Origin of the sequence: Variovorax boronicumulans NBRC 103145, from assembly GCF_001591345.1 — a bacterium.
GTDB classification, from domain to species: domain Bacteria; phylum Pseudomonadota; class Gammaproteobacteria; order Burkholderiales; family Burkholderiaceae_C; genus Variovorax; species Variovorax boronicumulans.
Map to the genome: position 1 here is coordinate 1 of NZ_BCUS01000080.1, position 22,627 is coordinate 22,627.

A 22,627-nucleotide genomic window follows, 5' to 3' on the forward strand; every position below is an offset into this window, starting at 1 on the left:
GCCGGACCTGGCCGCGCGCCTGGCGGACAAGCAGGCGGCGCGTGCGCGCGACGAGGCGGCCAAGCCGCTGCAGGCGTACCGCGACGAGGAGCTGGCGCACATGCGGCGCAATTTCTTCGATCCCGCCGAGCCGCACGCGGCGCTGCGTTCGGCCTTCGTGCGCAAGGAAAAAGCACAGCACACGCCCGCGCACCTCGCGGCGCTGGGCTTGCCGCGCTGAACGGCCCTCAGTCCTTGCTGTCGGGAATCACCGCGTCGGCGGCCGCGCCCACGGCCTTGCCGGTGATGCGCGCGGTGCCGATGGCGGCATCGGCTGCGAGGCCGACCGCGCCGGCGCCCACGCTCACGGCGGTGCTCGCGACGCTGACCACCGCGCAGCCGCTCAGCAGCAGCGCACTCGCGAGGCCGAGCGCGGAAAGGACGAAAGGGCGGAGGCGGTCACTGCGTTGCATGGGCGGATTCTGCACCCGCCGCGCTGGATCGGGCGAGCGACGCCAGGATCGCCTCGCGGTCCTGGTCCAGCCGCGGCGGTTGCCGTCGCACCTGCGTGCGCAGCCCGCCGACGTGCACCGGGTTGCCCGCCACCGTGAGCGGCTGGCCGCCCTGCGTGCGCACCTGCACCAGCATCTCGCGCGCCTGCACCTGCGGGTCGTTCACCACCGCGGCCACGTCGTTGTAGTCGCCGGTGGGGATGTTGTGCTGCATCAGCAGCGCCTGCCAGTGCGCGCAGGGCGCGGTCGACAGGCGCTCTTCGAGCAGTTGCTTGAGCGCCTCGTGGTGCTGGCAGCGCACCGGGTTGGTGGCAAAGCGCACGTCCCCGGCGAGCGCGGGCAGCTCGAGCGCGGTGCACAGGCGCTGGAACAGCGCGTCGTTGCCCGCCGCGATCACGAACCAGCCGTCGGCCGCGCGGAACACGTCGAAGGGCGTGATCGACGGGTGCCGCGAGCCGATCGGCCCCGGCGCGCGGCCCTCGGCCTCCATGCGGGAGATCGCGTTCTCGAGCAGCGCGACCTGGCAGTCGAGCATCGCCACGTCGACCCGGTCGCCCACGCCTGTGCGCTCGCGCTGCAGCAGCGCGGCCTGCGTGCCGACGGCCGCGTACAGCCCGGCGCCCAGGTCGCCGATCGACACGCCCACGCGCGTCGGCGGCGCGCCGGGGTGGCCGGTGAGGCTCATGATGCCGCCCATCGCCTGCACCACCATGTCGTAGGCGGGGCGCCTGCTGTACGGGCCGGTCTGGCCGAAGCCCGAGACCGAGGTGAACACGAGTTTCGGAAAGCGCGCGTGCAGCGTCGGCCAGTCGTAGCCCAGCTTTTCCATCGTGCCGGGCCGGAAGTTCTCGACCAGCACGTCGGCCGTGGCCAGCAGCTGCTCGAAGACCGCGCGGTCGGCCGGCGCCTTCAGGTCGAGCGCGATCGACTCCTTGTTGCGGTTGACCGACATGAAGTAGGCCGAGTCGCCCTCGACGAAGGGGCCGATCTGCCGCGCGTCGTCGCCCAGGCCGGGTTGTTCCACCTTGATGACGCGCGCGCCCAGGTCGGCGAGCAACAGCGTGCAGTACGGGCCCGCGAGCACGCGCGTGAGGTCGATGACGGTGAAGCCCTGCAGCGGGCCTGCCTTGGGTGCGTGCGTGGTCATTCGACGCTCGCGCCCGAGCGCTCGGTGAGTTCCTTCGACTTCGCGCCTTCGGCCAAAGCCCAGGCACGGAATTCGGCCAGCGACTTCGAGGGCGCCGACTCGTTGCCCGACTTCTCCATCCGCGCCTTGACCTCGGGGTCGTTCAGCGCCGCCACGCTGGCGTCGAACAGCTTCTGCGCCACCTCCGGCGGCAGGCCGGCCGGGCCGAAGAGGCCGAACCAGAAGGTGTAGTCGTAACCCTTCACGCCGGCCTCGGCCACGCTGGGCACGTCGGGAAAGAGCGGCGAGCGCTGGCCCGAGGTGACGGCCAGCACGCGCAGCTTCTGGCCCTGCGCCATCGGCAGCACCGAGGGCGGCGTGCCGAAGGTGAGCTGCACGTCGCCTGCGGCCACGGCCTGGATCGACGGCGCGCCGCCCTTGTACGGCACGTGCAGCATCTGCACGCCGGCCGCCTTCTCGAACGAGAGGCCCGCCAGGTGCGTCACCACGCCCGCGCCCGAGGACGAGTACGCCAGCTTGCCGGGGTTCTGCCGCGCCTCGGCGATCAGCGCCTGCACGGTCTTGGCGCTCACGTCCTTGTTCACCGCCAGCAGCATCGGCGCGGAGCTCCAGCGCGAGATCGGCACGAAGCTTTTCGCGCCGTCGTACTTCACGCTCTTGTAGAGCAGCTTGTCGCTGCCGTAGAGGTTGGCGCTGCCCAGCAGCAGCGTGTAGCCGTCGGGCGCGGCGCGCGCGACCTGGTCCGATGCGATGGTGGTGCCGGCGCCCGGCTTGTTGTCGATGACGATCGGCTGGCCGAGCAGCTTGCCCAGCTTGTCGCCGACGATGCGCGCCACGGTGTCGGCGCCGCCGCCGGCGGGGAAGCCCACCAGCAGCGTGATCGGGCGCGAGGGGTAGGTGTCGGCCAGTGCGCCGGCCGAGGCCAGCAGCGCGGCGGCGGCGAACGAGAGGGCTCGCAGTTCTTGCTTCATGGGTTTGTCTCCTGGGTCTTGTGTGGGGAAGGGGCGGGCGCGCTCAGCGGCCCTGGAACACCGGCGTGCGCTTCTCGCGCCAGGCCCGGCCGCCCTCGGCGAGGTCTTCGGAGGCGACGGTGCGCTGCACCTCGCGCGAGATCGCGGCCGCGTCGGCGGTGCCGCGCGCGATCTGGTTCAGGTGCTTCTTCATGCCCAGCAGCGCCAGCGGCGCCATGCCGGCGAGCACGGTGCGCAGGCGCTGCACCTCGGTGTCGAGCGCGGCGGCGTCGTCGACCAGCTGCGTGAGAAAGCCGCAGTCGCGCATGGCGGCGCCGTCGAGCTTTTCGGCGGTGAGAAAGAGGCGCTTGGCCGTGTCCAGCCCCAGCCGCGACACGTAGCGCTCCATGCCGCTCTGGTAGTAGTGCAGGCCGAGCCGCGCGGCTGGCATGAACATCTCGGCGCAGCGAGCGCCCACGCGGAAGTCGCAGGCCAGCACGAGGTCGGTCGCGCCGCCGTAGACGCCGCCGTGCACCGCCGCGATGGTGACGGCGCGGCAGTTTTCGAACACGTCGACCATCTCGCCGAAGCTGCGGCCCTCGGTCTGGCTCTGGGTGGCCACTTCTGATATATCAAACCCGCTGCAGAAGTACTTGCCCTCGGCGCGCAGGACCAGCACCAGCACCTCGGGTGTGCGGTTCACTGTGTCCACATGCTGGATCAGCACGGGAAGATCGTCCGGCGTGAGCTTGTTGGCGGCCTGGGGACGGTGCAGCGTCAGGTAGGCCACGTGGCCGTCGATCGCGAGAGTGGGAGACATTGATGTACCAAACAGATGAATTGATATATCTGTAAGGTTAGCTAATATCCAGATCGCCATGCAACCCGCGAAAACCCTCGACACCCACAGCCTGCAGGACCGCATCCGCGCCCGGCTCGAACAAGACATCCTGGGCGGCGTGCTGTCGCCCGGCATGGCCATCGACGAAAAGGCCCTGGCCCTGAGCTTCAACACCTCGCGCACGCCGGTGCGCGAGGCGCTGCTGCTGCTCAGTGCGCGCGGGCTGGTCGACATCGTTCCGCGCACCGGCATCTACGTGCGCCAGCTGCGGGCGAACGAACTGGTGGCGATGATGGAAGCGCTCGGCGAGCTCGAAGGCGTGCTGGCGCGCCTGGCCGCGCTGCGCATCGGCCCGGCGCTGCGCGAGGAACTGCTGCGTGCCCTGGCCGGCACCGCCGCGCAGGCGCAGGCGGACGACGCCGAGGCCTACCAGCAGGCCAACGCCGCGCTGCACGACGTGATCTACCGCGCCAGCGGCAACCCCTTCATCGTGGAGCAGGCGCAGACCGTGCGGCTGCGCATCTCGGCCTACCGTGGGCGGATGTTCGAGAAGCCCGGCCGGCTCGCCGCTTCACAGCGGGAGCACGAACGGGTGGTGGAGTGGATTCTGAAAGGCCACGCGGACAACGCCGCGGAGGCGATGCGCGACCACATCTCGGTGGGCGGCAAGGTGTTCGCCGACCTCGTGTTGAACAACAAGTTCGGCTAGTTCTTCTTTGCGTGGTCGGGTCAGCGCACGCGCATGCCGGGCGTTGCGCCCGCCCAGGGCTCGAGCACGTGGATGCCCGGGTGGGCCTTTTCGTCGCCGTGGCTCGCGGCCAGCACCATGCCTTCGCTGACGCCGAACTTCATCTTGCGCGGCGCGAGGTTGGCGACCAGCACCGTGAGCTTGCCCACGAGCTGCTCCGGCTGGTAGGCCGAGGCGATGCCGCTGAACACGTTGCGCGTCTTGCCTTCGCCCGCGTCGAGCGTCAGGCGCAACAGCTTGGTCGAGCCCTCGACCTTCTCGCAGGCCACGATCTTTGCGATGCGCAGGTCGATCTTCGCGAAGTCGTCGATGGTGATGGTCGGCGCGATGGCTTCGCCGCCGGGCAGCTCCTGCGCTTCGGTGGCGACGGGTGCGGCAGCCGCGGCTTCGGGCACGTCGAACAGCTTGTCGACCTGCTTGGGGTCGGCGCGCTGCATCAGGTGCTTGTAGTCGCCGATGGCGTGGCCGGCCGGCAGGGCCTGCGCGGCGTCCGCCCAGGTGAGCGGCGCGATCTTCAGGAAGGCCTCGACGTTCACGGCCAGCGCCGGCAGCACGGGCTTCAGGTACAGCGTGAGCAGGCGGAAGGCCTCGATGCACACCGTGCACACGTCGTGCAGACGCGCCTCGGCGCCTTCCTTCTTGGCCAGTTCCCAGGGCTTGTTCTGGTCGACGTACTCGTTCACCTTGTCGGCCAGCGCCATCACCTCGCGCAGTGCGCGGGCGTAGTCGCGGCCGTCGTACAGCGACTGCACCTGCGTGGCCGCGGCGCGCAGCGTGGACAGCAGCGTTTCGCCGTCGGCCGACACCGCGCCCAGCTGGCCGCCGAAGCGCTTGCCGATGAAGCCGGCCGCGCGGCTGGCGATGTTGATGTACTTGCCCACGAGGTCGCTGTTCACGCGCGCCACGAAGTCGTCGGGGTTGAAGTCGATGTCCTCGTTGCGGCCGTTGAGCTTGGCGGCGATGTAGTAGCGCAGCCATTCGGGGTCGAGCCCGATCGACAGGTACTTGAGCGGGTCGATGCCGGTGCCGCGGCTCTTGCTCATCTTCTCGCCGCTCACCGTGAGGTGGCCGTGCACGTAGATGGCGTTGGGCGCCTTGCGGCCGCTGAAATGCAGCATCGCGGGCCAGAACAGCGTGTGGAAGGTGATGATGTCCTTGCCGATGAAGTGCACCTGCTCCAGCTCGGGGTCGGCCATGTACTCGGTGTACGAGATGCCGTCGCCGCCCAACTCGATGCAGCGCTTGTCCAGCAGGTTCTTCAGCGAGGCCAGGTAGCCCACGGGCGCGTCGAGCCACACGTAGAAGTACTTGCCCGGCGCATCGGGGATCTCGATGCCGAAGTAGGGCGCGTCGCGGCTGATGTCCCAGTCGCCCAGGCCGCCCTTGCCTTCGTCGTCCTTGTAGAGCCACTCGCGGATCTTGTTCTGCACCTCGGGCTGCACGTGGCCGGGGGCGGCGGTCCATTCCTTCAGGTAGGCCTCGCAGCGCGGGTCCGACAGCTTGAAGAAGAAGTGCTCCGAGCTGCGCAGCTCGGGCTTGGCGCCCGACAGCGCCGAGTACGGGTTGATCAGCTCGGTGGGTGCGTACACCGCGCCGCACACCTCGCAGTTGTCGCCGTACTGGTCCTTCGAATGGCAGTTCGGGCACTCGCCCTTGATGAAGCGGTCGGCCAGGAACATGCCCTTGGCCGGGTCGTAGAACTGCTCGACGCTCTTGGTCTCGATGAGGCCGTTGGCGCGCAGGTCGCGGTAGATGTCCTGCGCCAGCTGGTGGTTCTCGGGCGCGTCGGTCGAGTGCCAGTTGTCGAAGGCGATGTGGTAGCCATCGAGGTAGGGCTTGCGGCCCGCGGCGATCTCGGCCACGAAGGCCTGCGGCGTCACGCCGGCCTTGTCGGCCGCGATGGTGATCGCCGCGCCGTGTGCGTCGTCGGCGCACACGAAGTTGACGTCGGCGCCATTCATTCGCTGGTTCCGCACCCAGATGTCGGCCTGGATGTATTCCATCATGTGGCCGATGTGGAACTTGCCGTTGGCATACGGCAGGGCGGTGGTGACGAAGAGCTTGCGCGGGGCGGACATCGGGGAGGGCGCTTTCGGGAGTGGTACGGACGGAACCGGGCATTTTAGGTGGCGGCGTCCGCCCGTGCGTTCGGTGGCAGCATCGACCCCATGACGCATGCCATCGACCTGTCCGCCTACGTCGCGGGATTCGCCGCTTCTCCCCTGGCGCCCTGGGGCGCGCTCCTGCCCTGGGAACTGCCGCCCCGCGCGCCCGAGATCGTGCGTCGGCTGCTCGCGGCGCTGCCGGCACATGTGTATGCCATCGACGGCGAGGTGGCCGTTCACCGCGACGCCGTGGTCGAGCCCGGCGCGGTGCTCAAGGGACCGTTGATCCTGGGCGCGGGCTGTTTCGTGGCCGCGGGCGCCTACCTGCGCGGCGGCAACTGGATCGATGCGCGCTGCACGATCGGGCCGGGCACCGAGCTGAAATCGTCCTTCGTGTTCGCGGGCTCGGCGCTGGCGCATTTCAACTTCGTCGGGGATTCCATCGTCGGCGCCGGCGTGAACATGGAGGCGGGCAGCATCGTGTGCAATCACCGCAACGAGCGCGCCGACAAGAAAATCCGCGTGCGAAGCGGGGAAGGCGGCACGCTGCAGCCCACGGGCTGCGAGAAGTTCGGCGCGCTCGTCGGCGATGGCGCGCGCATCGGCGCCAATGCGGTCGTTGCGCCTGGTGCACTGCTGCGCCCCGGCCGTGTTGTGGCGCGCGCCTCGCTGCTCGATCAGGAGTTGCTCGACGGCCTGTGATGCGCCGGAAAAACCGGCAAGAAGTGCATGGCATCATCCCCGCTCAAACAACAGGGAGAGGATTCATGCACAACACCAAGTCATCTGCTTTCAAGGCAATTCTGGGCGCTGCCATCGCAGTGGCGGCAACGACCAGCGCCACCGCTGCCGCCCCGTCTTTTGCGGATTGCTTCAAGCTCAAGCCCGGTGTGGCCTACCGGCTGAGCGACCGCTCGAGGGTCCAGATCATCAAGACCCAGTTCGCGGGCAAGGCCGCCATGGGCGTAGTCAGCATCGATGGCGGCGTCAAGACGGTCAGTTTCTTCGACGAAACCGGCCGCCAGCGGCTGGGCTCCGAGCAGTATGGCATCGCGGCGCTCGGCGGAAACGCCAACGAGGTGGCCATCAAGGAAGTCTTTGCAACCCCGTTTCCCGAGGTGCCGGCCGACGTCAAGCCGGGCGCCGCCTTCAAGCTGGCAGGCAAGGGTGTGAAGACCACGAGCGCAGGCAATGAGTCCTTCGCCTTCGGCACGAAATACCAGGCGGACCATGTTTTCGTGGGCTTCGAGAGCCTGGAGCTGACGCCGAACTACAAAGCCCGCACTTTCGAAAACGTCTGCCACGTGCGCTCCCGCGGCAAGGACAACTCGGTCGACTCCTGGTATGCACCGGAGTACGGTGTCATCAAGATGCAGGTGAAGACCGCCAAGGGTGACGTGTTCTTCAGCTACGAACTCGACGGCCTGGAAGAGCGTTGAGGCGCGGGCGGGAAGGTCGGCTGAAAAATCGGCCTCCACTTCCCGCTCGTCCCATACGTCCTTGGGGGCATACGGTCTTGGGTCCGTCGCGCAAGCACGCCGTGGGATGATGCCCGCCAGCCTTTTCGCCAACCGACCTGAGCGCTCAACCCATGACCACTTCCATCCCCGCAACCCTCATCCCCGGCGACGGCATCGGCCCTGAAATCGTCGACGCGACCCTGGCGGCGCTCGATGCGCTGAAGGCGCCTTTCGTGTGGGACACCCAGATCGCCGGCCTGGGCGGCGTCAAGGCCTCGGGCGACCCGCTGCCCAAGGCCACGCTGGACAGCATCCGCAGCACCCGCCTGGCGCTCAAGGGCCCGCTCGAAACCCCCTCGGGCGGCGGCTACCGCTCGTCGAACGTGCGCCTGCGCGAGGAGTTCCAGCTGTACGCCAACCTGCGCCCCGCACGCACCATCATTCCGGGCGGGCGCTACGACAACATCGACCTGACCGTGGTGCGCGAGAACCTCGAGGGCCTGTACATCGGCCACGAGCACTATGTGCCCATCGACGGCGACCCGCACGCCGTGGCCATGGCCACCGGCGTCAACACCCGCAAGGGCAGCCGCCGCATCCTCGAATACGCGTTCGACACCGCCGTGGCCACCGGCCGCAAGAAGGTCACGCTGGTGCACAAGGCCAACATCATGAAGGCGCTCACCGGCATCTTCCTGGAGACCGGCCTCGACCTGTACGAAGAGAAGTACAAGGGCCAGTTCGAGCTCGACACCGTGATCATCGACGCCTGCGCGATGAAGCTGGTGCTCAACCCCTGGCAGTTCGACATGCTGGTGACCACCAACCTGTTCGGCGACATCCTCTCGGACCTCGTGGCCGGCCTGGTCGGCGGCCTGGGCATGGCGCCCGGCGCCAACATCGGCACCAACGCCGCGATCTTCGAGGCCGTGCACGGCTCGGCGCCCGACATCGCCGGCAAGGGCATCGCCAACCCGACCGCGCTGCTGCTGGCGGCCGCGCTCATGCTCGACCACGTTAAGCGGCCCGAGCTGGCCACGCGCTTGCGCACCGCCATCGACCAGACGCTCAACCTGGACAACGTGCGCACCGGCGACCTCGGCGGCAGCGCCGGCACGGCGGCCTTCACGAAGGCGCTGGTCGCGCGCATCAACGGCGGTTGAGAAAAGCAGACAGTGCAGGTCGCATGAAAAAACTGCTGCTGCCTGCGCTGGTCTTCCTGCTCGCCGGCCTGGCGTGGTCTGCCGCCGGGGCCGTGGACGCGCCGCCGCGCTACACCGTCGTCAAGGTCGACCTGCGCACCGACAAGCTCGCGCTGTTCCTGAACGACGACACCGGCGCCGCCTTCAAGCGCTTCGACCGGCTCGAGGCCTGGCTGAAGGCGCGCAACAAACAACTGCTGTTCGCGGCGAACGCCGGCATGTACCACGCCGACTTCGCACCCGTCGGCCTGCTGGTGCGCGAAGGCCGCGAGGAAGCGCCTTTGAACCTGGCCGACGGCGTCGGCAATTTCTTTCGCAAGCCCAACGGCGTGTTCCTGGTGACGGCCCAGGGGCCGCGCATCGTCGAGGCATCGGAATACCCGGCGATCGCCGCGAAGGGCGGCGTGCAGCTGGCAACCCAGTCGGGCCCGCTGCTGCTGCGCCACGGCGCGGTGCACCCGGCGCTCATTCCGAATTCGGATTCGCGCAAGACCCGCAACGGCGTGTGCGTGTCGGGCACCACCGCGGTCTTCGTGCTTGCCGAGACGCCGGTGAATTTCTACGACTTCGCGCTGTACTTGCGCGACGTGCTGCATTGCCGCGACGCGCTGTACCTCGACGGCACCGTGTCGGCGATCTATTCGAAGACACTGCAGCGCAACGACTTCGTGCGCGACCTCGGGCCGATGCTGGCCGTGGTGGCGCCCTGAGGCCCGGCTGCCTTTTCACTTCTGCCCTTTCTCCCAGAGCCATGTCCACACCGCTGCCCGTCCTGTCCCTCCTCGAAACCCGCGTCCTCGGCGTGCTGGCCGAAAAGCAGCGCACCGTGCCCGACAGCTACCCGCTCACGCTCAATTCGCTGGTGTCGGGCTGCAACCAGAAGACCAGCCGCAACCCGGTGCTCGAACTCAGCGAGTCGCAGGTGCAGGCCGCCATCGACAGCCTGAAGGGCTACAGCCTCGTGGCCGAAACCAGCGGCGGGCGCGCCTTCCGCTACGAGCACAACACCGACCGCGTGCTGCGCATTCCGTCGCAATCGGTCATCCTGCTCACCGTGCTGATGCTGCGCGGCCCGCAAACGGCCGGCGAACTGCGCATCGCCTGCGACCGCATGCACAACTTCGCCGACATCTCGTCGGTCGAGGGCTTTCTCAACGAACTCGCCGAACGGCCGGCCGGCGCGCTGGTGGTGAAGCTGGCGCGCCTGCCCGGTGCGCGCGAAAGCCGCTGGGCACACCTGCTGAGCGGCCCGCCGGCGGAAGAGGTGGCGGGGCCGGGCGCATCGGGCGACGGCGCCTTTGCCACGAACGGCGATTCGCTTGGCGAGGTTGCGGCGCTCAAGGCCAACGTGGCGCGGCTGGAGACCGAGGTGGCATCGCTGAAGGCGCTGCTGGGGCGCGTGTGCTCGGAGCTGGGCATTTCTCCTGACGCGCCGGACGTACCCGAGGCCTGATCCCCCGCTTCACAAAGGCTTCATCCAGCCCGCACATTCGCCGCCTACCGTCGGACCCATTGCGAACCCAATGGAGCTCCGACCATGGACCACGGACAAACAGCCACCTGGCGCGACCACACGCCCTTCGACGACATCACCCGGCGCCTGCTGGGCGGGCTGGCAGCACTCGCTGGCGTTGCCAGCCTCTACGCCTTCTTCTGGTGGGCCGCCTCGGCCACCGGCTTCCTGCTGTTCGACGGCTGGTGGCACACCTGGCGCGGCCTGGGCACGGCGCTCGCGTTCCGCGACGCTGACTCGGCGTTCTACCTGCTGAGCTGGACGCTGTCGGTCCTTGGCGGTGCGCTCGGCTGGGTCGCGCTGGTTGCGCTCGCCGTGACCCACCGGCGCGGCTGGGGCGCGGTGCCGATGTGGATCAAGGCTGGCTGCTTCATCGGCGCCATTGCCGGGCTGGCCTTCGAACCCGGCCGGCTGCTGGCGCTGGCGCCGATCGTCGGCGCGGTGCTGTTGATGCTGCGGTCGATGTTGTCGGCGCGCTGAGCCCATCGGCTATCGTCGGCTTCCACGTCGTTCGCGGGAGCCGCATGACCTACGCCTGTCCCCATTGCCGCCAGCCGGGCATCGCCGCCGTTGCCAAGCGCTGGTCCAGCCGCGAAACGCCCGCAGCGTGCGGGCGCTGCGGCAAGCTCTCGCATGTGCTGGCCAGCACCTCGAGCGGGATCGGGGTGGCGGGCCTGCTGATCATCGTGCTGTCGGGCATCGCCGCAGCCGCATGGGACATGGCGCCGCTGCTCTTGCTTGGCGTGGGCCTCGCGGTGGCGAACAACTTTCGCGCCTGGCGCCGCGCCAGGCTGTGGCCGATCTCGAAGGAAAGCGCCGACAGCGCCAAGAAGGCCGGCTGGTTCGTTCTGGGCCTGCTGGCGCTGTTCGGCCTGGGCTCGTGACGCCGCGCGCCGCCTGAGCCCGCGCCCTCAGACCCCCGCCGACACCGGCACATCCAGGCTCACCTTCACCGGGTCCATCGTCACCAGCGTGCGAAAGCGCTTCACGTTGTTGCTCTGGAAAAACAGCTGGCGGGTGAGCGCGGTGTACTGCGCCATGTCGCGCACCACGCACACGAGGATGAAGTCCCACTCGCCCGTCACGTAGTAGCACTGCTGCACCTGCGGGCAGTCGCGAAAGCTCTGCTTCATGGCGTCGAGCCGTTCGATCTGCTCGCTCTCGGCCTCGACCTCGACCACGATGGTGAGCGGGTGCCCGAGCGCGGCGGGCGACAGCACGGCGCCGTGGCGCTGGATCACGCCCTCGTCGCGCAGGCGCTTGAGCCGGCGGTTCACCGCCGCCGTCGACAGGTGGATGCGCTCGCCCAGCTCGCCCTGCGAGAGGCGGCTGTCGGCCTGGATCAGTTCGAGCAGGTGCAGGTCGAGGGCGTCGAGGGGTGTCATGAGAAAGGGCGATCTTCACGCAAAAACGTTGCGTGGAGGCGGCTCATTTTGCGCACCTGTCCCGCTGCGTTGTCAATAGCATCTCGCCATGAAGTTTCCTGACGAACCCCTGCGCGACCAGCTGGCCGGCTGGCGGCACCAGCTGCATGCGATGCCCGAGACCGGCTTCGAGGAGGCGAAGACCTCGGCCTTCATTGCCAGCGCGCTGCGGGCGCTGGGGCTCGAGGTGCACACCGGCATCGGCGGCACCGGGCTGGTCGCCAGCCTCACGGTCGGCAGCGGAACCGGCGTGATCGGCCTGCGGGCCGAGATGGACGCGCTGGCCATCACCGAGCTGGCGACCGAGCGGCCCTACGCCTCCGGCACGCCCGGGCGCATGCACGCCTGCGGCCACGACGGCCACATGGCGATGGTGCTCGGCGCCGCGCAACTGCTGCGCGAGCGGCGCGATTTCGACGGCACCGTGCGCTTCATCTTCCAGCCCGCCGAAGAACACGGCCGCGGCGCCCGCGCCATGATGGACGACGGCCTGTTCGAACGCTTCCCGGTCGACGAGATCTACGGCCTGCACAACATGCCCGGCCTGCCCGCCGGCACCTTCGCCACGCGCGTGGGCGGCCTGATGGCGAGCGAGGACAACTTCGTCATCCACATCCACGGCCGGGGCACGCACGCGGCGCGGCCGCACATGGGCATCGACCCGATCGTGATCGGCGCGCAGATCGTGCTGGCGCTGCAGACCATCGTGTCGCGCACGCTCGACCCCGGCGCGCAGGCCGTGGTCTCATGCACCGAGTTCATCACCGACGGCATCCGCAACGCGATTCCGTCGAACGTGGTCATCAAGGGCGACACGCGCAGCTACGACCCGGCCGTGCAACGCATGCTCGAGGCGCGCATGCGCGAGATCAGCGAAGGCATCTGCCGCATGCACGGCGCGGAGTGCACCTTCAGCTACACGCACGAGTTCGCGCCCACCGTGAACTGGGCCGAGTGCGTGCCGACCGCGGTGGCCGCCGCGACGGCCGTCGTGGGCGCCGAAAAGGTCGACGCGAATGTCGCGCCGATGATGATCTCGGAAGACTTCGGCGCCTTCCTGCGCGCCGTGCCGGGCGCCTTCGTCTTCCTGGGCAACGGCGCCGAGGGCGAGCCCGGCGGCACGCCGCTGCACAACGGCCGCTACGACTTCAACGACGCGGTGCTGACCACGGGCGCGCGCTACTTCGCGCAGATCGTGCGCCAGCGGCTTCCCGTGCGCACCGCGGCCTGATCCATTCTTCTTTTCCGGTTTTCTTCCCATGCTTTTTGCCAACCCTCACGCGCAACGGCGCGGCTACGACGCGGCCCTGCAGGCCGTCATGAACATCGCACGCGGCCGCGAGAGTCGCCAGTGGCTGTCCACCTGGGACCGCCTCTCGCCGCAGCCGACGCCGGCGTGGCCGCTGCCCCGGCTCGCCGCGCAACTGGGCATCGCGCAGGTGGTCGTGAAGGACGAATCGCGGCGCTCCGCGCTCGGCAGCTTCAAGGTGCTCGGCGCGCCCGTGGCCTTGCTGCGCCTGGTGCTGCGCCGCTGGCCCGAGCGGGGCTGGACGCCCGCCGACCTGTTCGCGGGCCGGCATGCCGAGGCGCTGCGCGACTTCGTCATCATCAGCGCGACCGATGGCAACCATGGCCGCGCATTGGCTGCAGCCGCGCAGAGCATGGGCTGCCGCTGCGTGATCGTGCTGCACGCGCAGGTCAGCGAAGAGCGCGAGGCGCCCATTGCCGCGCTCGGCGCCGAGATCGTGCGCATCGCGGGCAACTACGATGCTTCGGTCGAGGAAGCCGCGCGCCTGGCCCGGGTGAACGGCTGGGAGGTGGTCTCCGACACCTCCTACGAAGGCTACGAAGAGATTCCGCGCGACGTGATGCAGGGCTACGGCATCCTCGTCGACGAGCTGCTCGAGAACACCGCGCCCGGCGCGCCGTGCCCCTTCACCCACGTCATCGTGCAGGGCGGTGTCGGCGGGCTCGCGGCCGGCGTGGCCAGCCATGTCTGGGAGCGTTACGGCGCCGCGCGGCCGACGCTGATCGTCGTCGAGCCGGAGCAGGCCGACTGCCTGCTGCAAAGCGCGCGCAGCGGCCGGCCCGACCGCGCCACCGGCAGCGTCGATTCGGTGATGGCGGGGCTGGCCTGCGGCGAGACCTCGCCGCTCGCGTGGCGCTTCCTGCAACCCTCGGTCGACCTCTTCATGACTGTCACCGATGCCGACGCCGAGCACGCCATGCGCACTTTCGCCACCGGCGAGGCGGGCGACGTGCCCGTGCTGGTCGGCGAATCCGGCGCGGCCGGCCTCGCCGCGCTGCAGGTGCTCGCGGCCGATCCAGAACTGGCGCGCGCCGCCGGCCTCGACGCCAGCTCGCGCGTGCTGTTGTTCAGCACCGAAGGCGCGACCGCGCCCGGTGTGTACCGCGCGCTGACCGGTCGCACAGGCGAAGAAGTCGTGGCGGCGCAGGCGCAATGGCTGCAGCGCGAAGGCATCGCCGAAGCCGCACTGATGGCGCGCATCGACGCGCACGCCGCCATCGGCGCGACCGCGCAAGGCGGCGTCTGCCGCATCGCGCTCACCGATGCCGACCGCGCGGGCCGCGACCGGCTCGTGCAGTGGATGCGCGACCTGGGCCTCACCGTGCGCATCGACCGCATCGGCAACATCTTCGGCATCCGCCCCGGCCAGCTGCCCGATGCGAAGCCCGTGATGACCGGCTCCCACATCGACACCGTCGCCACGGGCGGGCGCTACGACGGCAACTACGGCGTGCTGGCCGGCCTGGAGGTGGTGCGCTGGCTCAACGAACGCCAGCGCCAGACGCTGCGCCCCTTCGTGGTCGCCGCCTTCACCAACGAGGAGGGCGTGCGCTTCATGCCCGACATGATGGGCTCGCTGGTGCACGCGGGCGGCCTCGCGCTCGAGGCGGCGCTCGACACCGTCGCCACCGACGGCGCGCGGCTGGGCGACGAACTCGCGCGCATCGGCTACGCGGGCGACATGGCCTGCGGCACGCTGGTGCCGCACGCGTTCGTCGAACTGCACATCGAGCAGGGCCCGGTGCTGGAGGCCGAAGGCGTCACCATCGGCGCGGTGGCCGACCTGCAGGGCATCTCATGGCAGGAGATCGTCGTCACCGGCCAGTCGAACCACGCGGGCACCACGCCCATGCACCTGCGCCACGACGCCGGCTACTGCGCCGCCGCCGTCGCGGTGTTCGTGCGCGAGCTGGCGCGCCGCTACGGCGGCAGCCAGGTCGCGACCGTCGGTGCGATCGACCTGCACCCGAACCTCATCAACGTGATCGCGGCGCGCGCCACGCTCACGGTCGACCTGCGCAACACCGACGAGGCGACGCTGAAGGACGCCGAAGGCGAGTTGGCCGACTACCTGCGGCAGCTCGAAACAACCGAAGGCGTGACCATCGAAGCCCGCACGCTGGCGCGCTTCGAGCCGGTGCAGTTCGATGAACGGCTGGTGCGCCTCATCGAGGCCAGCGCGCATGCCCGCGGCCTGAGCCACCGCCGCATGACCTCGGGCGCGGGCCACGACGCGCAGATGATGGCGCGCATCGCGCCCGCCGCCATGGTCTTCGTGCCGAGCGTGCGCGGCATCAGCCACAACCCGAAGGAGCACACGGCGAGCGCCGACCTGGCGCAGGGCGCGAACGTGCTGCTGGACGTGGTGCTGGGCCTGTTGGACGAGGCGGACTGAGGGGTGCGAACTATCGTCCTCATCGGTATCGACGGCATTGACCACTGACCTGCGCGCCTCCGATGATCCGGCGCGATGCAAGCCGCATCGTCACAAAAAACAAGGCGTTTCATGGAATTCAGAGGGATTCTTCGCGCCCGGGTGGCCGCACTCGGCTGCTGCGCGGTGCTGGTGGCACTGTCGGGTTGTGGTGGGGGAGGAGGCGGCGGGGGTGGCGGTGGAGGCGCTGTCTTGCCGATCGCACCGGGGGCCGTGGCACCGCCCCCCACGACAGCACCTGCGGCGGGTCGAACGACCTCCGCCACCATCCAGTCGTCGAAGACCGGCGCGACCTACGAATTGCAGGTGTACCTGCCGCCCTCGTACGACAGCAGTGCCGCGCCGCTGCCCATCATCTACGCGCTGGACGCCGATGCCGCCTACAACCCGCCGGGGTTGCGCTTCCAGAACCTGAAGGAGATTCTCGAGCGCCGGCGTGTGGAAGCCATCCTGATCGGCATCGGCGGTACCGGGCGAAGGGGCACCGATTTCAACCTGCCGGGCGCCGTCGCGTACCACGAGTTCCTCACGACCGAGCTGCTCCCGTTCATCGAATCGAAGTACCGGGTGGACACGGGCAAGCGCATCCTCACGGGCCTGTCGCTGGGCGGCAGCATGACGGGCATGGCGCTCTTCCTCGAAGGGGCGGGCAGCACGCTCGCGTTCTCGCACTTCCTGTCCTTCGACGGCGCCTTCGGTTTCCAGAAAGCCGACATCGACGTGCTGGAGCAGCGGATGTACGACGCCCGCAACGGCAAGACGCTCAACGCGACGCTGTTCCTTGCGCGTTGCGGCGACACCACCAGCTGCAACTACGTGCCGGTGGGCGACCTGTACGACAAGCTGCTCAAGCGCGCGTACCCGGGCCTGACGCTCGTGGAGAAGACCTATTCGAAGAGCCACCTCGCGACCGACCTGCCGGCGTTCGACGATGCGATGGCGCTGATCTTCAAGTAGTCGGACGGCAGGGTGCGCGCACCCTGCGCCGTCAGGTCGGCACCCACCCGAAGAACCTCAGCACCTCGTCGCGCTGGCGCATCGCGTCCGCGCGTCCCAGCGCCATGAGCTCGCGCGTGTAGGCCGACTCGAACAGCAGGTAGCTGGCGAGCGCGCCGCCCTTCACGTCGGCCGCGACCTTCGAGCCGCCCAGCAGGTGCCGCACGGCGCCTGGCAGCGCGTCGACGTGGCGTGCCGCGATCATGTCGATGCGCTCCGACGGCGAGATCACCAGCAGGTCGAGCGGGCGCAGCGCACTCGCGGCGCGCGCCTCTTCGGGGATCAGGCCCAGTGTGTGGTTGATGCGGCGCAGGCGCTCGATGTCGACCGCCAGCGCATCCAGGAAGATGCTCGACAGCGCATGGCCGGCGATCTGCGCCATGGTCGGGTAGCCGCTGTGGGTGTTGGGTGCGTCCTCGTCGCGCGGCTCGTGCATGCGGCCCGCGCCGATCACCACGATGCGCTGCGCACCCAGGTGGATCGCCGCCGCGATGGGCGCCGACTGGCGCATCGAGCCGTCGCCGAAGTACTCGGTGTGGCCCGGCGGCATCGGCAGCGCCGTGGCCGGGAACACGAAGGGAATGGCCGACGAGGCCATCAGGTGCGCATGCGTGATGCGGTCGCGCACCGACAGGCGCTGCGAGCGCACCCAGGGCTCCATCGGCACGGCCGCCTCGAAGAAGGTCACGTGCTCGCCCGAGCTGTAGCTCGAGGCCGTGACCGCCAGCGCCTGCACGTGGCCCTGCTGCATGAGCGTCGGTAGGCGGTCCAGCGGCACCAGGCGTTGCAGCAGGCCGGCCAGCGGGGAGTTGTCGAGCAGCGACTTCGGCTTGATGCGCATCCAGTTGGCCGCGAAGCGCCCCAGCCCGAGCAGCATGCGCCAGCGCGCGCCGCTGCCGAGCACCGAGAGCGAGTCGGCGCGGTAGATCTGCTCGGCGCGGAACTCGCCCCAGACCTGCGCGATGTGCGCGACCACGCGGTCGAAGTCGTCGGCGCCGCAGGCCAGCGCGGCGGCGTTGATGGCGCCGGCCGAGGTGCCGGTGATGATCTGGAACGGGTTGCCGCCGCCGATGGCCGCACCCGCCGCCACGGCGTCGCGCCGGATCTCGGCGATGGCTTCAAGCACGCCGACCTGGTAGGCGGCGCGGGCGCCGCCGCCTGTCAGCAGCAGGCCGGTGGCGGGGCTTGTCTCGGGCATTGCGTCGGTGTCTTTTCTTCTTCGGCGTTTTTCGGACGGGAAATGAGCGCGTCCCGGTACGGGCTTGGCGGGCGGAATAGACTACCCGCCATTCAGGAGTTTGATCAATGGCACTCACCCCCGACGGGCTCATGGACGCACTCAAGAGCGTCACGGACCCTAACACCGGCAAAGAATTCGCAGCGACCCGCTCGCTCAAAAACCTGCAGATCGCCGAGGGCGATGTCTCGTTCGACCTCGAACTCGGCTACCCCGCCAAGAGCCAGCACGCGGCCATCCGCAAGTCGCTCGTGGCCGCGGCCAAGGCCGTGCCGGGCGTGGAGAACGTGTCGGTCAACATCGTCACCAAGGTCATCAGCCATGCGGTGCAGCGCGGCGTGCAGCTGATGCCCAACGTGCGCAACATCGTGGCGGTGGCCTCGGGCAAGGGCGGCGTGGGCAAGAGCACCACGGCCGCCAACCTGGCGCTGGCGCTGGCCGCCGAGGGCGCCAGCGTGGGCCTGCTCGACGCCGACATCTACGGTCCGAGCCAGCCCATGATGATGGGCCTGGACGGTCGCCCGGAGAGCATCGACGGCAAGAACATGGAGCCCAAGGAGCGCCATGGCGTGCAGGTGATGTCGATCGGCTTCCTGGTCGACGCCGACCAGGCCATGATCTGGCGCGGCCCCATGGCCACGCAGGCGCTCGAGCAGCTGCTGCGCCAGACCAACTGGAAAGACCTCGACTACCTGATCGTCGACATGCCGCCGGGCACCGGCGACATCCAGCTCACGCTGAGCCAGCGCGTGCCGATGACCGGCGCGGTGATCGTCACCACGCCGCAAGATATTGCGCTGCTCGACGCGCGCAAGGGCATCCAGATGTTCGAGAAGGTCGGCGTGCCGATCCTGGGCATCGTGGAGAACATGGCGGTGCACATCTGCTCCAACTGCGGCCATGCCGAGCACATCTTCGGCGCCGATGGCGGCAAGAAGATGGCGGCCGAGTACCAGATGGCCTACCTGGGCGCGCTGCCGCTGGACATCAACATCCGCCTGCAGGCGGACAGCGGGGCGCCCACGGTGGTGTCCGACCCCGACGGCGAGGTGGCCGGGCTCTACAAGGCCGTGGCGCGCAGCGTGGCGGTGGGGATCGCGGAGAAGGCGAAGGACTTTTCCGCGAAGTTCCCGACGATCTCGATCAGCAAGAACACCTGAGGCACAGGCGGGGCAGGGCGAGGGCCTGTGCAGGCGCCCCGGACGCGAGCCTGCAAGAAGAAAAAGGACGCACGCAATGAACCTGCTCGCCTCGATGCGCTACCTCGTCGCACTCAGCGAGCACAAGCATTTCGGTCGCGCCGCGCAGGCCTGCCACATCACGCAGCCGGCCCTGTCCAATGCGCTGCGCGCGCTAGAGGGCGAGTTCGGCGTCGTCATCGTCAAGCGCTCCCGCGTGTACGTGGGCCTCACGCACGAAGGCGAGCGCGTGCTGGCCACGGCGCAGCGCATGCTGCGCGACAACGAGGTGCTGCTGCAGGAGCTGCGCAGCGAGGCCGGCGACCCGCGCGGGCGGCTGCGCATGGCGGCCGTGCCCACCGCGATCCCGATGCTGTCGCGCTTTGCCGCGATGCTGCAGCAGCGCCATCCGGGCATCGTGCCGGCCGTGCTCTCCATGAGTTCGCAGGAGCTGGAGACGGGCCTGGAAAACCTCTCGGTCGACCTCGCCCTGGGCTACACCGAGCGCATGCACCTGCCGGGCGTCAAGCTCAAGGCCTGGCCGCAGAGCATCGAGCACTACTTTTTGCTGCGGCGCGCGAAGAAACCCTCGGCCGACCGGCTGCGCATCGGTCGTCCCATCGCCTGGGCCGAGGCCGGCACGCTGCCGCTGTGCCTGCTCACGCCCGACATGCACAACCGCGCCATCATCGACCAGGCCCTGCGCGAGGCTGGCGTGGCCGCGGTGGCGCCGGCCATCGAGACCAACTCGGTGCTCACGCTCGCGCTGGCCGTGAGCGCGGGCACCGTCAGCAGCGTGCTGCCCGGCGCCATGGTCGCGGCCGTGCGCAGCCACCGTGAACTGGAGGCGCTGCCGCTGGTGGCGCCCGAGGTGCGCACGCCCATCGGCTTCATGACGCAGGAGGGCGTGCGGCCCGCGCGGGCGCTCGATGCGGCGCTGGCCTTCTTGCAGACGCCTGAATGGCAGGCGCAGGCGCGCCAGCACAGCGGCGCGCTCGACGCCGCGTAGCCCCAGCCCACGGGTGCCGGCGGCACCCCGGATGGTTTACCCTTCGCGCCACCATGAAATCCAAAGCCCAGTTCCGCCTGCGCATCTACCGGGACGACACCATCGCCATCGGCCCCGGCAAGATCGCCGTGCTCGAAGCCGTGGCCGAGACCGGTTCGATCTCGGCGGCGGCCCGCCTGCTCGGCATGTCGTACCGCCGCGCGTGGATGCTGATCGACGAGATGAACCAGACGCTGGCCTCGCCGGCCGTGAACACCGCCGCCGGCGGTTCGCGCGGCGGCGGCACGGCGCTCACGCCCGTGGGCGAGGACATCGTGAAGCGCTACCGCGCCATCGAGAACGCTGCGCGCCTCGCGACGGCGGCGGACGTTCGCGCGCTCACGCGCCTGCTGGCCCCATGAACGCCGCGGACATCGATCCCGTCGTCTGTCGCCCGGTCGGCATCGTGCGCAGCCGCTTCACCGAGACCTCGGGCATGGCCATCCAGACGGCCGGTGCGCCCGACGAAGTGGGGCGCCTGGAGGTGTTCGCCGAGTTCGCGCCGGGGCTGCGCGACATCGAAGGCTTCGACTACCTGATCCTCGTGACGCACCTGCACCGCTGCGCGCACGAACGGCTCGAGGTGGTGCCCTTTCTCGACGACGCCACGCATGGCGTGTTCGCCACGCGCGCGCCCGCGCGGCCCAACCGGCTGGGCCTGTCGATCGTGCGGCTCACGGCGGTGGAAGGCACGACGTTGCATTTCAGCGGCAACGACATGATCGACGGCACGCCCGTGCTCGACATCAAGCCCTACGTGCCGCGCTTCGATGTGCGCGAGACCGAGCGCGTGGGCTGGTTCGGCGCGCGGCTCGATCAGCTGCCGCGCACGCGCTCCGACGGCCGGATGGACTGATCGCCGTCGCCTGACGCCTCGCCGGCCGCGCCCGGCAGCAGGTCGCCCTGCCAGCACGACCACACGTCCTGCGACAGCGTCTCGCGCGCTTGCGGCGGCGCCTCGCGGATCGTGCCCATGCTGATGAACCCCGCCAGGTACTCGCCCGGCTGCACGCCGACCTGGCGCACCAGCGTCTCGTCGAAGCAGCGCTCGCCGCTCAGCACGATGGCGCCGTAGCCCAGCTGGTGCGCGGCGGCCAGCAGGTTGCCCAGCGCCGCGCCGGCGCCCAGCCACTGTTCGCGCGCGGGAATCTTGCTGCGCTCGCGCGGCGACACCACGAAGCCCAGCAGCAGCGGCGGGCGCGTGGCGTGCTCGCGGGCACGCCGCAGGTCGGTCGGGCTGGCGAGCGGGTCGCGGCGCAGCTTTTCCTGTTCGAAGCACCAGGCCAGCGCCTCGCGGTTCTGCGGGCGGAACTCGATCACGCGCCACGGATGCAGCCCGCCGTGGTCGGGCGCGCGCAAGCCGGCCTGAATGATGGCGTCGAGCTCGTCGGGGTTCGGGCCGGGCGATTGCAGCCGCCGCGGCGACACCGAGCGCCGCGTCAGCAGGACTTCGAGGATGCGTTCCGCACCCGTCATGTGGCGCCACATGGCCGTCATGGCCCGCGCCGGTCGGTCCACGCGGCGCTGCGGCGCAGCACCTCGCCGATGTCCTGCGCGTCGCCCGGGGCCACCAGGAACGACTGGCTCTCGCCGCCCGGCGCGATGATCGACAGCACGAAGCCGCCGGCGTCCAGCGTGCGTTCGATGCGCCATTCGTGCACCTGCGTCACATGGCGAAGCTCGGGCCTGCCGGAGGTCGAGCGGACAACGGTGTCATGAGGGGAAAGGCGCATGGGGCGGATGGACAAAGTCTCCAACGCTGTATCCGCCAGTATATGAAGACCGGCGCATCCGTGCATCCCCGTGGGAACCAGAAGGCTGCTCATGTAACAATTACGCCGTATCTCAATGAACACGACGACCACCTCTTCGCTCATCGCCACCACCGACTGGTCGCCGCTGGTCCTGTCGCTGCAGGTCGCGGCGGTCGCGACCTTGCTGGCGCTGGTCGCAGGCGTGGCGCTGGGCTGGGTGTTCGCGCGCAAGCAGTTCGTCGGCTCGGGCGTGCTCGAGGCCGTGTTCATGCTGCCGCTGGTGCTGCCGCCCACGGTGATCGGCTACGCCATCCTGGTCGCGGCGGGGCGGCGCAGCCCGCTCGGCGCCTGGCTGCGCGAGCACTTCGACTACACCATCATCTTCAGCTGGCACGGCGCCGTGGTGGCTTCGGCCGTGGTGGCGCTGCCGCTGGTGCTCAAGTCGGCCAGCGCCGCGTTCTCGAACGTCGACCGCTCGCTCGAAGCTGCCGCGAGCACCTTGCGCCAGTCGCCGTTCTCGGTGTTCTTGCGCGTCACGCTGCCGCTGGCCTGGCCCGGCATCCTGGCCGGCACGCTGCTCGCGTTCGCGCGTGCCATGGGCGAGTTCGGCGCCTCGCTGATGGTGGCCGGCTCCATTCCCAAGCAGACCCAGACCCTGTCGATGGCCATCTACGACGCCGTGCAGGCCGGCCACGACGACCTGGCGCTGCTGCTGGTGGTCGTCACGTCGGTGCTGTCGATTGCCGTGCTGGTCGTGTCGAACCGCTTCTTTTCGCTTCGTTGATTCCCC

Annotated in this window: 25 protein-coding genes and 2 pseudogenes; 18 read left to right on the top strand and 9 right to left on the bottom strand. The window is 69.5% G+C overall.

The features are described 5' to 3' along the window. Positions 1-220: pseudogene (locus VBO01S_RS32720) on the top strand (hydrogenase maturation protein); the annotation flags it as partial. A 7-nt stretch (positions 221-227) separates the two neighbouring features. Here VBO01S_RS32720 and VBO01S_RS21140 read toward each other — a convergent pair. The 4 genes from VBO01S_RS21140 to VBO01S_RS21155 are packed head-to-tail and all read right to left on the bottom strand — an operon-like array spanning position 228 to position 3,408. Further along, positions 228-452 (bottom strand): hypothetical protein, encoded by a 225-nt coding sequence (locus VBO01S_RS21140; RefSeq protein WP_062478924.1) that lies wholly within the window; start codon positions 450-452, stop codon positions 228-230. Beyond that, complete coding sequence (locus VBO01S_RS21145) at positions 439-1,638, bottom strand: CaiB/BaiF CoA transferase family protein (RefSeq protein WP_062478927.1); 1,200 nt, start codon at positions 1,636-1,638, stop codon at positions 439-441. Before VBO01S_RS21145 ends, VBO01S_RS21140 begins: the two co-directional genes overlap by 14 nt. Continuing rightward, positions 1,635-2,609 carry a Bug family tripartite tricarboxylate transporter substrate binding protein gene (locus VBO01S_RS21150; protein ID WP_062478940.1) on the bottom strand — a complete coding sequence of 325 codons (975 nt, stop codon included), beginning with the start codon at positions 2,607-2,609 and terminating at the stop codon, positions 1,635-1,637. Before VBO01S_RS21150 ends, VBO01S_RS21145 begins: the two co-directional genes overlap by 4 nt. Positions 2,610-2,652: 43 nt before the next feature. Then, on the bottom strand, positions 2,653-3,408 hold the full coding sequence (locus tag VBO01S_RS21155) for an enoyl-CoA hydratase/isomerase family protein (protein ID WP_062478943.1): 756 nt from the start codon (positions 3,406-3,408) through the stop codon (positions 2,653-2,655). A 58-nt stretch (positions 3,409-3,466) separates the two neighbouring features. On the opposite strand from VBO01S_RS21155, the gene VBO01S_RS21160 reads away from it, so the two are divergent. Continuing rightward, positions 3,467-4,138: a GntR family transcriptional regulator gene (locus tag VBO01S_RS21160; RefSeq protein ID WP_062478945.1), complete on the top strand. Its 672-nt coding sequence runs from the start codon at positions 3,467-3,469 to the stop codon at positions 4,136-4,138. A 20-nt stretch (positions 4,139-4,158) separates the two neighbouring features. Here the strand turns inward: VBO01S_RS21160 and metG are convergent, their stop codons facing one another. Beyond that, positions 4,159-6,255 (bottom strand): methionine--tRNA ligase, encoded by a 2,097-nt coding sequence (gene metG / locus VBO01S_RS21165; protein WP_062478947.1) that lies wholly within the window; start codon positions 6,253-6,255, stop codon positions 4,159-4,161. 90 nt (positions 6,256-6,345) lie between these two features. On the opposite strand from metG, the gene VBO01S_RS21170 reads away from it, so the two are divergent. The 7 genes from VBO01S_RS21170 (at position 6,346) to VBO01S_RS21200 (ending at position 11,341) form a co-directional block, all read left to right on the top strand. Continuing rightward, positions 6,346-6,984 (top strand): LbetaH domain-containing protein, encoded by a 639-nt coding sequence (locus VBO01S_RS21170; RefSeq protein WP_062478950.1) that lies wholly within the window; start codon positions 6,346-6,348, stop codon positions 6,982-6,984. Positions 6,985-7,049: 65 nt separating this feature from the next. Next, on the top strand, positions 7,050-7,721 hold the full coding sequence (locus VBO01S_RS21175; RefSeq protein WP_062478953.1) for a hypothetical protein: 672 nt from the start codon (positions 7,050-7,052) through the stop codon (positions 7,719-7,721). A gap of 152 nt (positions 7,722-7,873) precedes the next feature. Next, positions 7,874-8,905 carry an isocitrate/isopropylmalate dehydrogenase family protein gene (locus VBO01S_RS21180; protein ID WP_062478955.1) on the top strand — a complete coding sequence of 344 codons (1,032 nt, stop codon included), beginning with the start codon at positions 7,874-7,876 and terminating at the stop codon, positions 8,903-8,905. A gap of 23 nt (positions 8,906-8,928) precedes the next feature. After that, positions 8,929-9,654, top strand: coding sequence for a phosphodiester glycosidase family protein (locus tag VBO01S_RS21185; RefSeq protein WP_062478958.1), 726 nt, complete (start codon positions 8,929-8,931; stop codon positions 9,652-9,654). A 41-nt stretch (positions 9,655-9,695) separates the two neighbouring features. Continuing rightward, the gene (locus VBO01S_RS21190; RefSeq protein ID WP_062478961.1) at positions 9,696-10,397 is read left to right on the top strand and encodes a YceH family protein; all 702 of its coding nucleotides are present in this window, start codon (positions 9,696-9,698) and stop codon (positions 10,395-10,397) included. Between the two features lie 84 nt (positions 10,398-10,481). Continuing rightward, positions 10,482-10,937 (top strand): hypothetical protein, encoded by a 456-nt coding sequence (locus VBO01S_RS21195; protein WP_062478964.1) that lies wholly within the window; start codon positions 10,482-10,484, stop codon positions 10,935-10,937. 44 nt (positions 10,938-10,981) lie between these two features. Further along, a complete protein-coding gene (locus VBO01S_RS21200) occupies positions 10,982-11,341 on the top strand; it encodes a hypothetical protein (RefSeq protein ID WP_062478967.1) in 360 nt (119 codons plus the stop codon). A gap of 27 nt (positions 11,342-11,368) precedes the next feature. Here VBO01S_RS21200 and VBO01S_RS21205 read toward each other — a convergent pair whose 3' ends face one another. After that, positions 11,369-11,842, bottom strand: coding sequence for an Lrp/AsnC family transcriptional regulator (locus VBO01S_RS21205; RefSeq protein ID WP_062478970.1), 474 nt, complete (start codon positions 11,840-11,842; stop codon positions 11,369-11,371). A gap of 88 nt (positions 11,843-11,930) precedes the next feature. Here VBO01S_RS21205 and VBO01S_RS21210 point away from each other — a divergent pair, with 88 nt between their 5' ends. The 4 genes and pseudogenes from VBO01S_RS21210 to VBO01S_RS21220 all read left to right on the top strand — a co-directional run bounded on the left by VBO01S_RS21210 (position 11,931) and on the right by VBO01S_RS21220 (position 16,581). Further along, on the top strand, positions 11,931-13,112 hold the full coding sequence (locus VBO01S_RS21210; RefSeq protein ID WP_062478972.1) for a M20 aminoacylase family protein: 1,182 nt from the start codon (positions 11,931-11,933) through the stop codon (positions 13,110-13,112). A 28-nt stretch (positions 13,113-13,140) separates the two neighbouring features. Beyond that, positions 13,141-14,313 (top strand): annotated as a pseudogene (locus VBO01S_RS33240) (diaminopropionate ammonia-lyase); the annotation flags it as partial. Between the two features lie 66 nt (positions 14,314-14,379). Next, on the top strand, positions 14,380-15,585 hold the full coding sequence (locus tag VBO01S_RS33245; protein ID WP_255221162.1) for a M20 family metallo-hydrolase: 1,206 nt from the start codon (positions 14,380-14,382) through the stop codon (positions 15,583-15,585). Positions 15,586-15,816: 231 nt separating this feature from the next. After that, on the top strand, positions 15,817-16,581 hold the full coding sequence (locus VBO01S_RS21220; protein WP_255221160.1) for an alpha/beta hydrolase: 765 nt from the start codon (positions 15,817-15,819) through the stop codon (positions 16,579-16,581). 31 nt (positions 16,582-16,612) lie between these two features. Here VBO01S_RS21220 and VBO01S_RS21225 read toward each other — a convergent pair whose 3' ends face one another. Continuing rightward, positions 16,613-17,818, bottom strand: a complete 1,206-nt coding sequence (locus VBO01S_RS21225) for a patatin-like phospholipase family protein (protein WP_062478980.1) — start codon at positions 17,816-17,818, stop codon at positions 16,613-16,615. Between the two features lie 107 nt (positions 17,819-17,925). Between VBO01S_RS21225 and apbC the strand changes: the two genes are divergently transcribed. The 4 genes from apbC to tsaA all read left to right on the top strand — a co-directional run bounded on the left by apbC (position 17,926) and on the right by tsaA (position 20,939). Next, positions 17,926-19,017, top strand: coding sequence for an iron-sulfur cluster carrier protein ApbC (gene apbC / locus VBO01S_RS21230; protein ID WP_062478984.1), 1,092 nt, complete (start codon positions 17,926-17,928; stop codon positions 19,015-19,017). Positions 19,018-19,093: 76 nt separating this feature from the next. Then, the gene (locus tag VBO01S_RS21235) at positions 19,094-20,044 is read left to right on the top strand and encodes a LysR family transcriptional regulator (RefSeq protein ID WP_062478987.1); all 951 of its coding nucleotides are present in this window, start codon (positions 19,094-19,096) and stop codon (positions 20,042-20,044) included. Between the two features lie 53 nt (positions 20,045-20,097). Next, complete coding sequence (locus tag VBO01S_RS21240) at positions 20,098-20,445, top strand: winged helix-turn-helix domain-containing protein (protein ID WP_062478989.1); 348 nt, start codon at positions 20,098-20,100, stop codon at positions 20,443-20,445. Beyond that, entirely contained in the window at positions 20,442-20,939 is a 498-nt protein-coding gene (gene tsaA, locus VBO01S_RS21245) for a tRNA (N6-threonylcarbamoyladenosine(37)-N6)-methyltransferase TrmO (protein WP_062478992.1), read from the top strand. The genes VBO01S_RS21240 and tsaA overlap by 4 nt, the downstream gene beginning before the upstream one ends. On the opposite strand, the gene VBO01S_RS21250 is transcribed toward tsaA, so the two are convergent. Together VBO01S_RS21250 and VBO01S_RS21255 are read right to left on the bottom strand one after the other, a co-directional pair. Next, positions 20,900-21,580 (bottom strand): nitroreductase family protein, encoded by a 681-nt coding sequence (locus tag VBO01S_RS21250; RefSeq protein WP_062478995.1) that lies wholly within the window; start codon positions 21,578-21,580, stop codon positions 20,900-20,902. The genes tsaA and VBO01S_RS21250 overlap by 40 nt on opposite strands. Then, a complete protein-coding gene (locus VBO01S_RS21255) occupies positions 21,577-21,816 on the bottom strand; it encodes a hypothetical protein (protein WP_062478998.1) in 240 nt (79 codons plus the stop codon). Before VBO01S_RS21255 ends, VBO01S_RS21250 begins: the two co-directional genes overlap by 4 nt. Positions 21,817-21,931: 115 nt before the next feature. Between VBO01S_RS21255 and modB the strand changes: the two genes are divergently transcribed. After that, positions 21,932-22,621: a molybdate ABC transporter permease subunit gene (gene modB / locus VBO01S_RS21260; protein ID WP_062479002.1), complete on the top strand. Its 690-nt coding sequence runs from the start codon at positions 21,932-21,934 to the stop codon at positions 22,619-22,621. Positions 22,622-22,627: the final 6 nt, after the last annotated feature.

Coding starts and splice junctions, on each gene's coding strand:
- VBO01S_RS21240 (WP_062478989.1), top strand. CDS start 20,098: ATGAAATCCAAAGCCCAGTTCCGCCTGCGCATCTACCGGGACGACACC.
- VBO01S_RS21140 (WP_062478924.1), bottom strand. CDS start 452: ATGCAACGCAGTGACCGCCTCCGCCCTTTCGTCCTTTCCGCGCTCGGC.
- VBO01S_RS21175 (WP_062478953.1), top strand. CDS start 7,050: ATGCACAACACCAAGTCATCTGCTTTCAAGGCAATTCTGGGCGCTGCC.
- tsaA (WP_062478992.1), top strand. CDS start 20,442: ATGAACGCCGCGGACATCGATCCCGTCGTCTGTCGCCCGGTCGGCATC.
- VBO01S_RS21225 (WP_062478980.1), bottom strand. CDS start 17,818: ATGCCCGAGACAAGCCCCGCCACCGGCCTGCTGCTGACAGGCGGCGGC.
- VBO01S_RS21145 (WP_062478927.1), bottom strand. CDS start 1,638: ATGACCACGCACGCACCCAAGGCAGGCCCGCTGCAGGGCTTCACCGTC.
- VBO01S_RS21155 (WP_062478943.1), bottom strand. CDS start 3,408: ATGTCTCCCACTCTCGCGATCGACGGCCACGTGGCCTACCTGACGCTG.
- VBO01S_RS21160 (WP_062478945.1), top strand. CDS start 3,467: ATGCAACCCGCGAAAACCCTCGACACCCACAGCCTGCAGGACCGCATC.
- VBO01S_RS21205 (WP_062478970.1), bottom strand. CDS start 11,842: ATGACACCCCTCGACGCCCTCGACCTGCACCTGCTCGAACTGATCCAG.
- VBO01S_RS21250 (WP_062478995.1), bottom strand. CDS start 21,580: ATGACGGCCATGTGGCGCCACATGACGGGTGCGGAACGCATCCTCGAA.
- VBO01S_RS21210 (WP_062478972.1), top strand. CDS start 11,931: ATGAAGTTTCCTGACGAACCCCTGCGCGACCAGCTGGCCGGCTGGCGG.
- VBO01S_RS21200 (WP_062478967.1), top strand. CDS start 10,982: ATGACCTACGCCTGTCCCCATTGCCGCCAGCCGGGCATCGCCGCCGTT.
- VBO01S_RS21185 (WP_062478958.1), top strand. CDS start 8,929: ATGAAAAAACTGCTGCTGCCTGCGCTGGTCTTCCTGCTCGCCGGCCTG.
- modB (WP_062479002.1), top strand. CDS start 21,932: ATGAACACGACGACCACCTCTTCGCTCATCGCCACCACCGACTGGTCG.
- VBO01S_RS21255 (WP_062478998.1), bottom strand. CDS start 21,816: ATGCGCCTTTCCCCTCATGACACCGTTGTCCGCTCGACCTCCGGCAGG.
- VBO01S_RS21235 (WP_062478987.1), top strand. CDS start 19,094: ATGAACCTGCTCGCCTCGATGCGCTACCTCGTCGCACTCAGCGAGCAC.
- metG (WP_062478947.1), bottom strand. CDS start 6,255: ATGTCCGCCCCGCGCAAGCTCTTCGTCACCACCGCCCTGCCGTATGCC.
- VBO01S_RS21170 (WP_062478950.1), top strand. CDS start 6,346: ATGACGCATGCCATCGACCTGTCCGCCTACGTCGCGGGATTCGCCGCT.
- VBO01S_RS21195 (WP_062478964.1), top strand. CDS start 10,482: ATGGACCACGGACAAACAGCCACCTGGCGCGACCACACGCCCTTCGAC.
- apbC (WP_062478984.1), top strand. CDS start 17,926: ATGGCACTCACCCCCGACGGGCTCATGGACGCACTCAAGAGCGTCACG.
- VBO01S_RS21150 (WP_062478940.1), bottom strand. CDS start 2,609: ATGAAGCAAGAACTGCGAGCCCTCTCGTTCGCCGCCGCCGCGCTGCTG.
- VBO01S_RS21190 (WP_062478961.1), top strand. CDS start 9,696: ATGTCCACACCGCTGCCCGTCCTGTCCCTCCTCGAAACCCGCGTCCTC.
- VBO01S_RS21180 (WP_062478955.1), top strand. CDS start 7,874: ATGACCACTTCCATCCCCGCAACCCTCATCCCCGGCGACGGCATCGGC.
- VBO01S_RS33245 (WP_255221162.1), top strand. CDS start 14,380: ATGGCGCGCATCGACGCGCACGCCGCCATCGGCGCGACCGCGCAAGGC.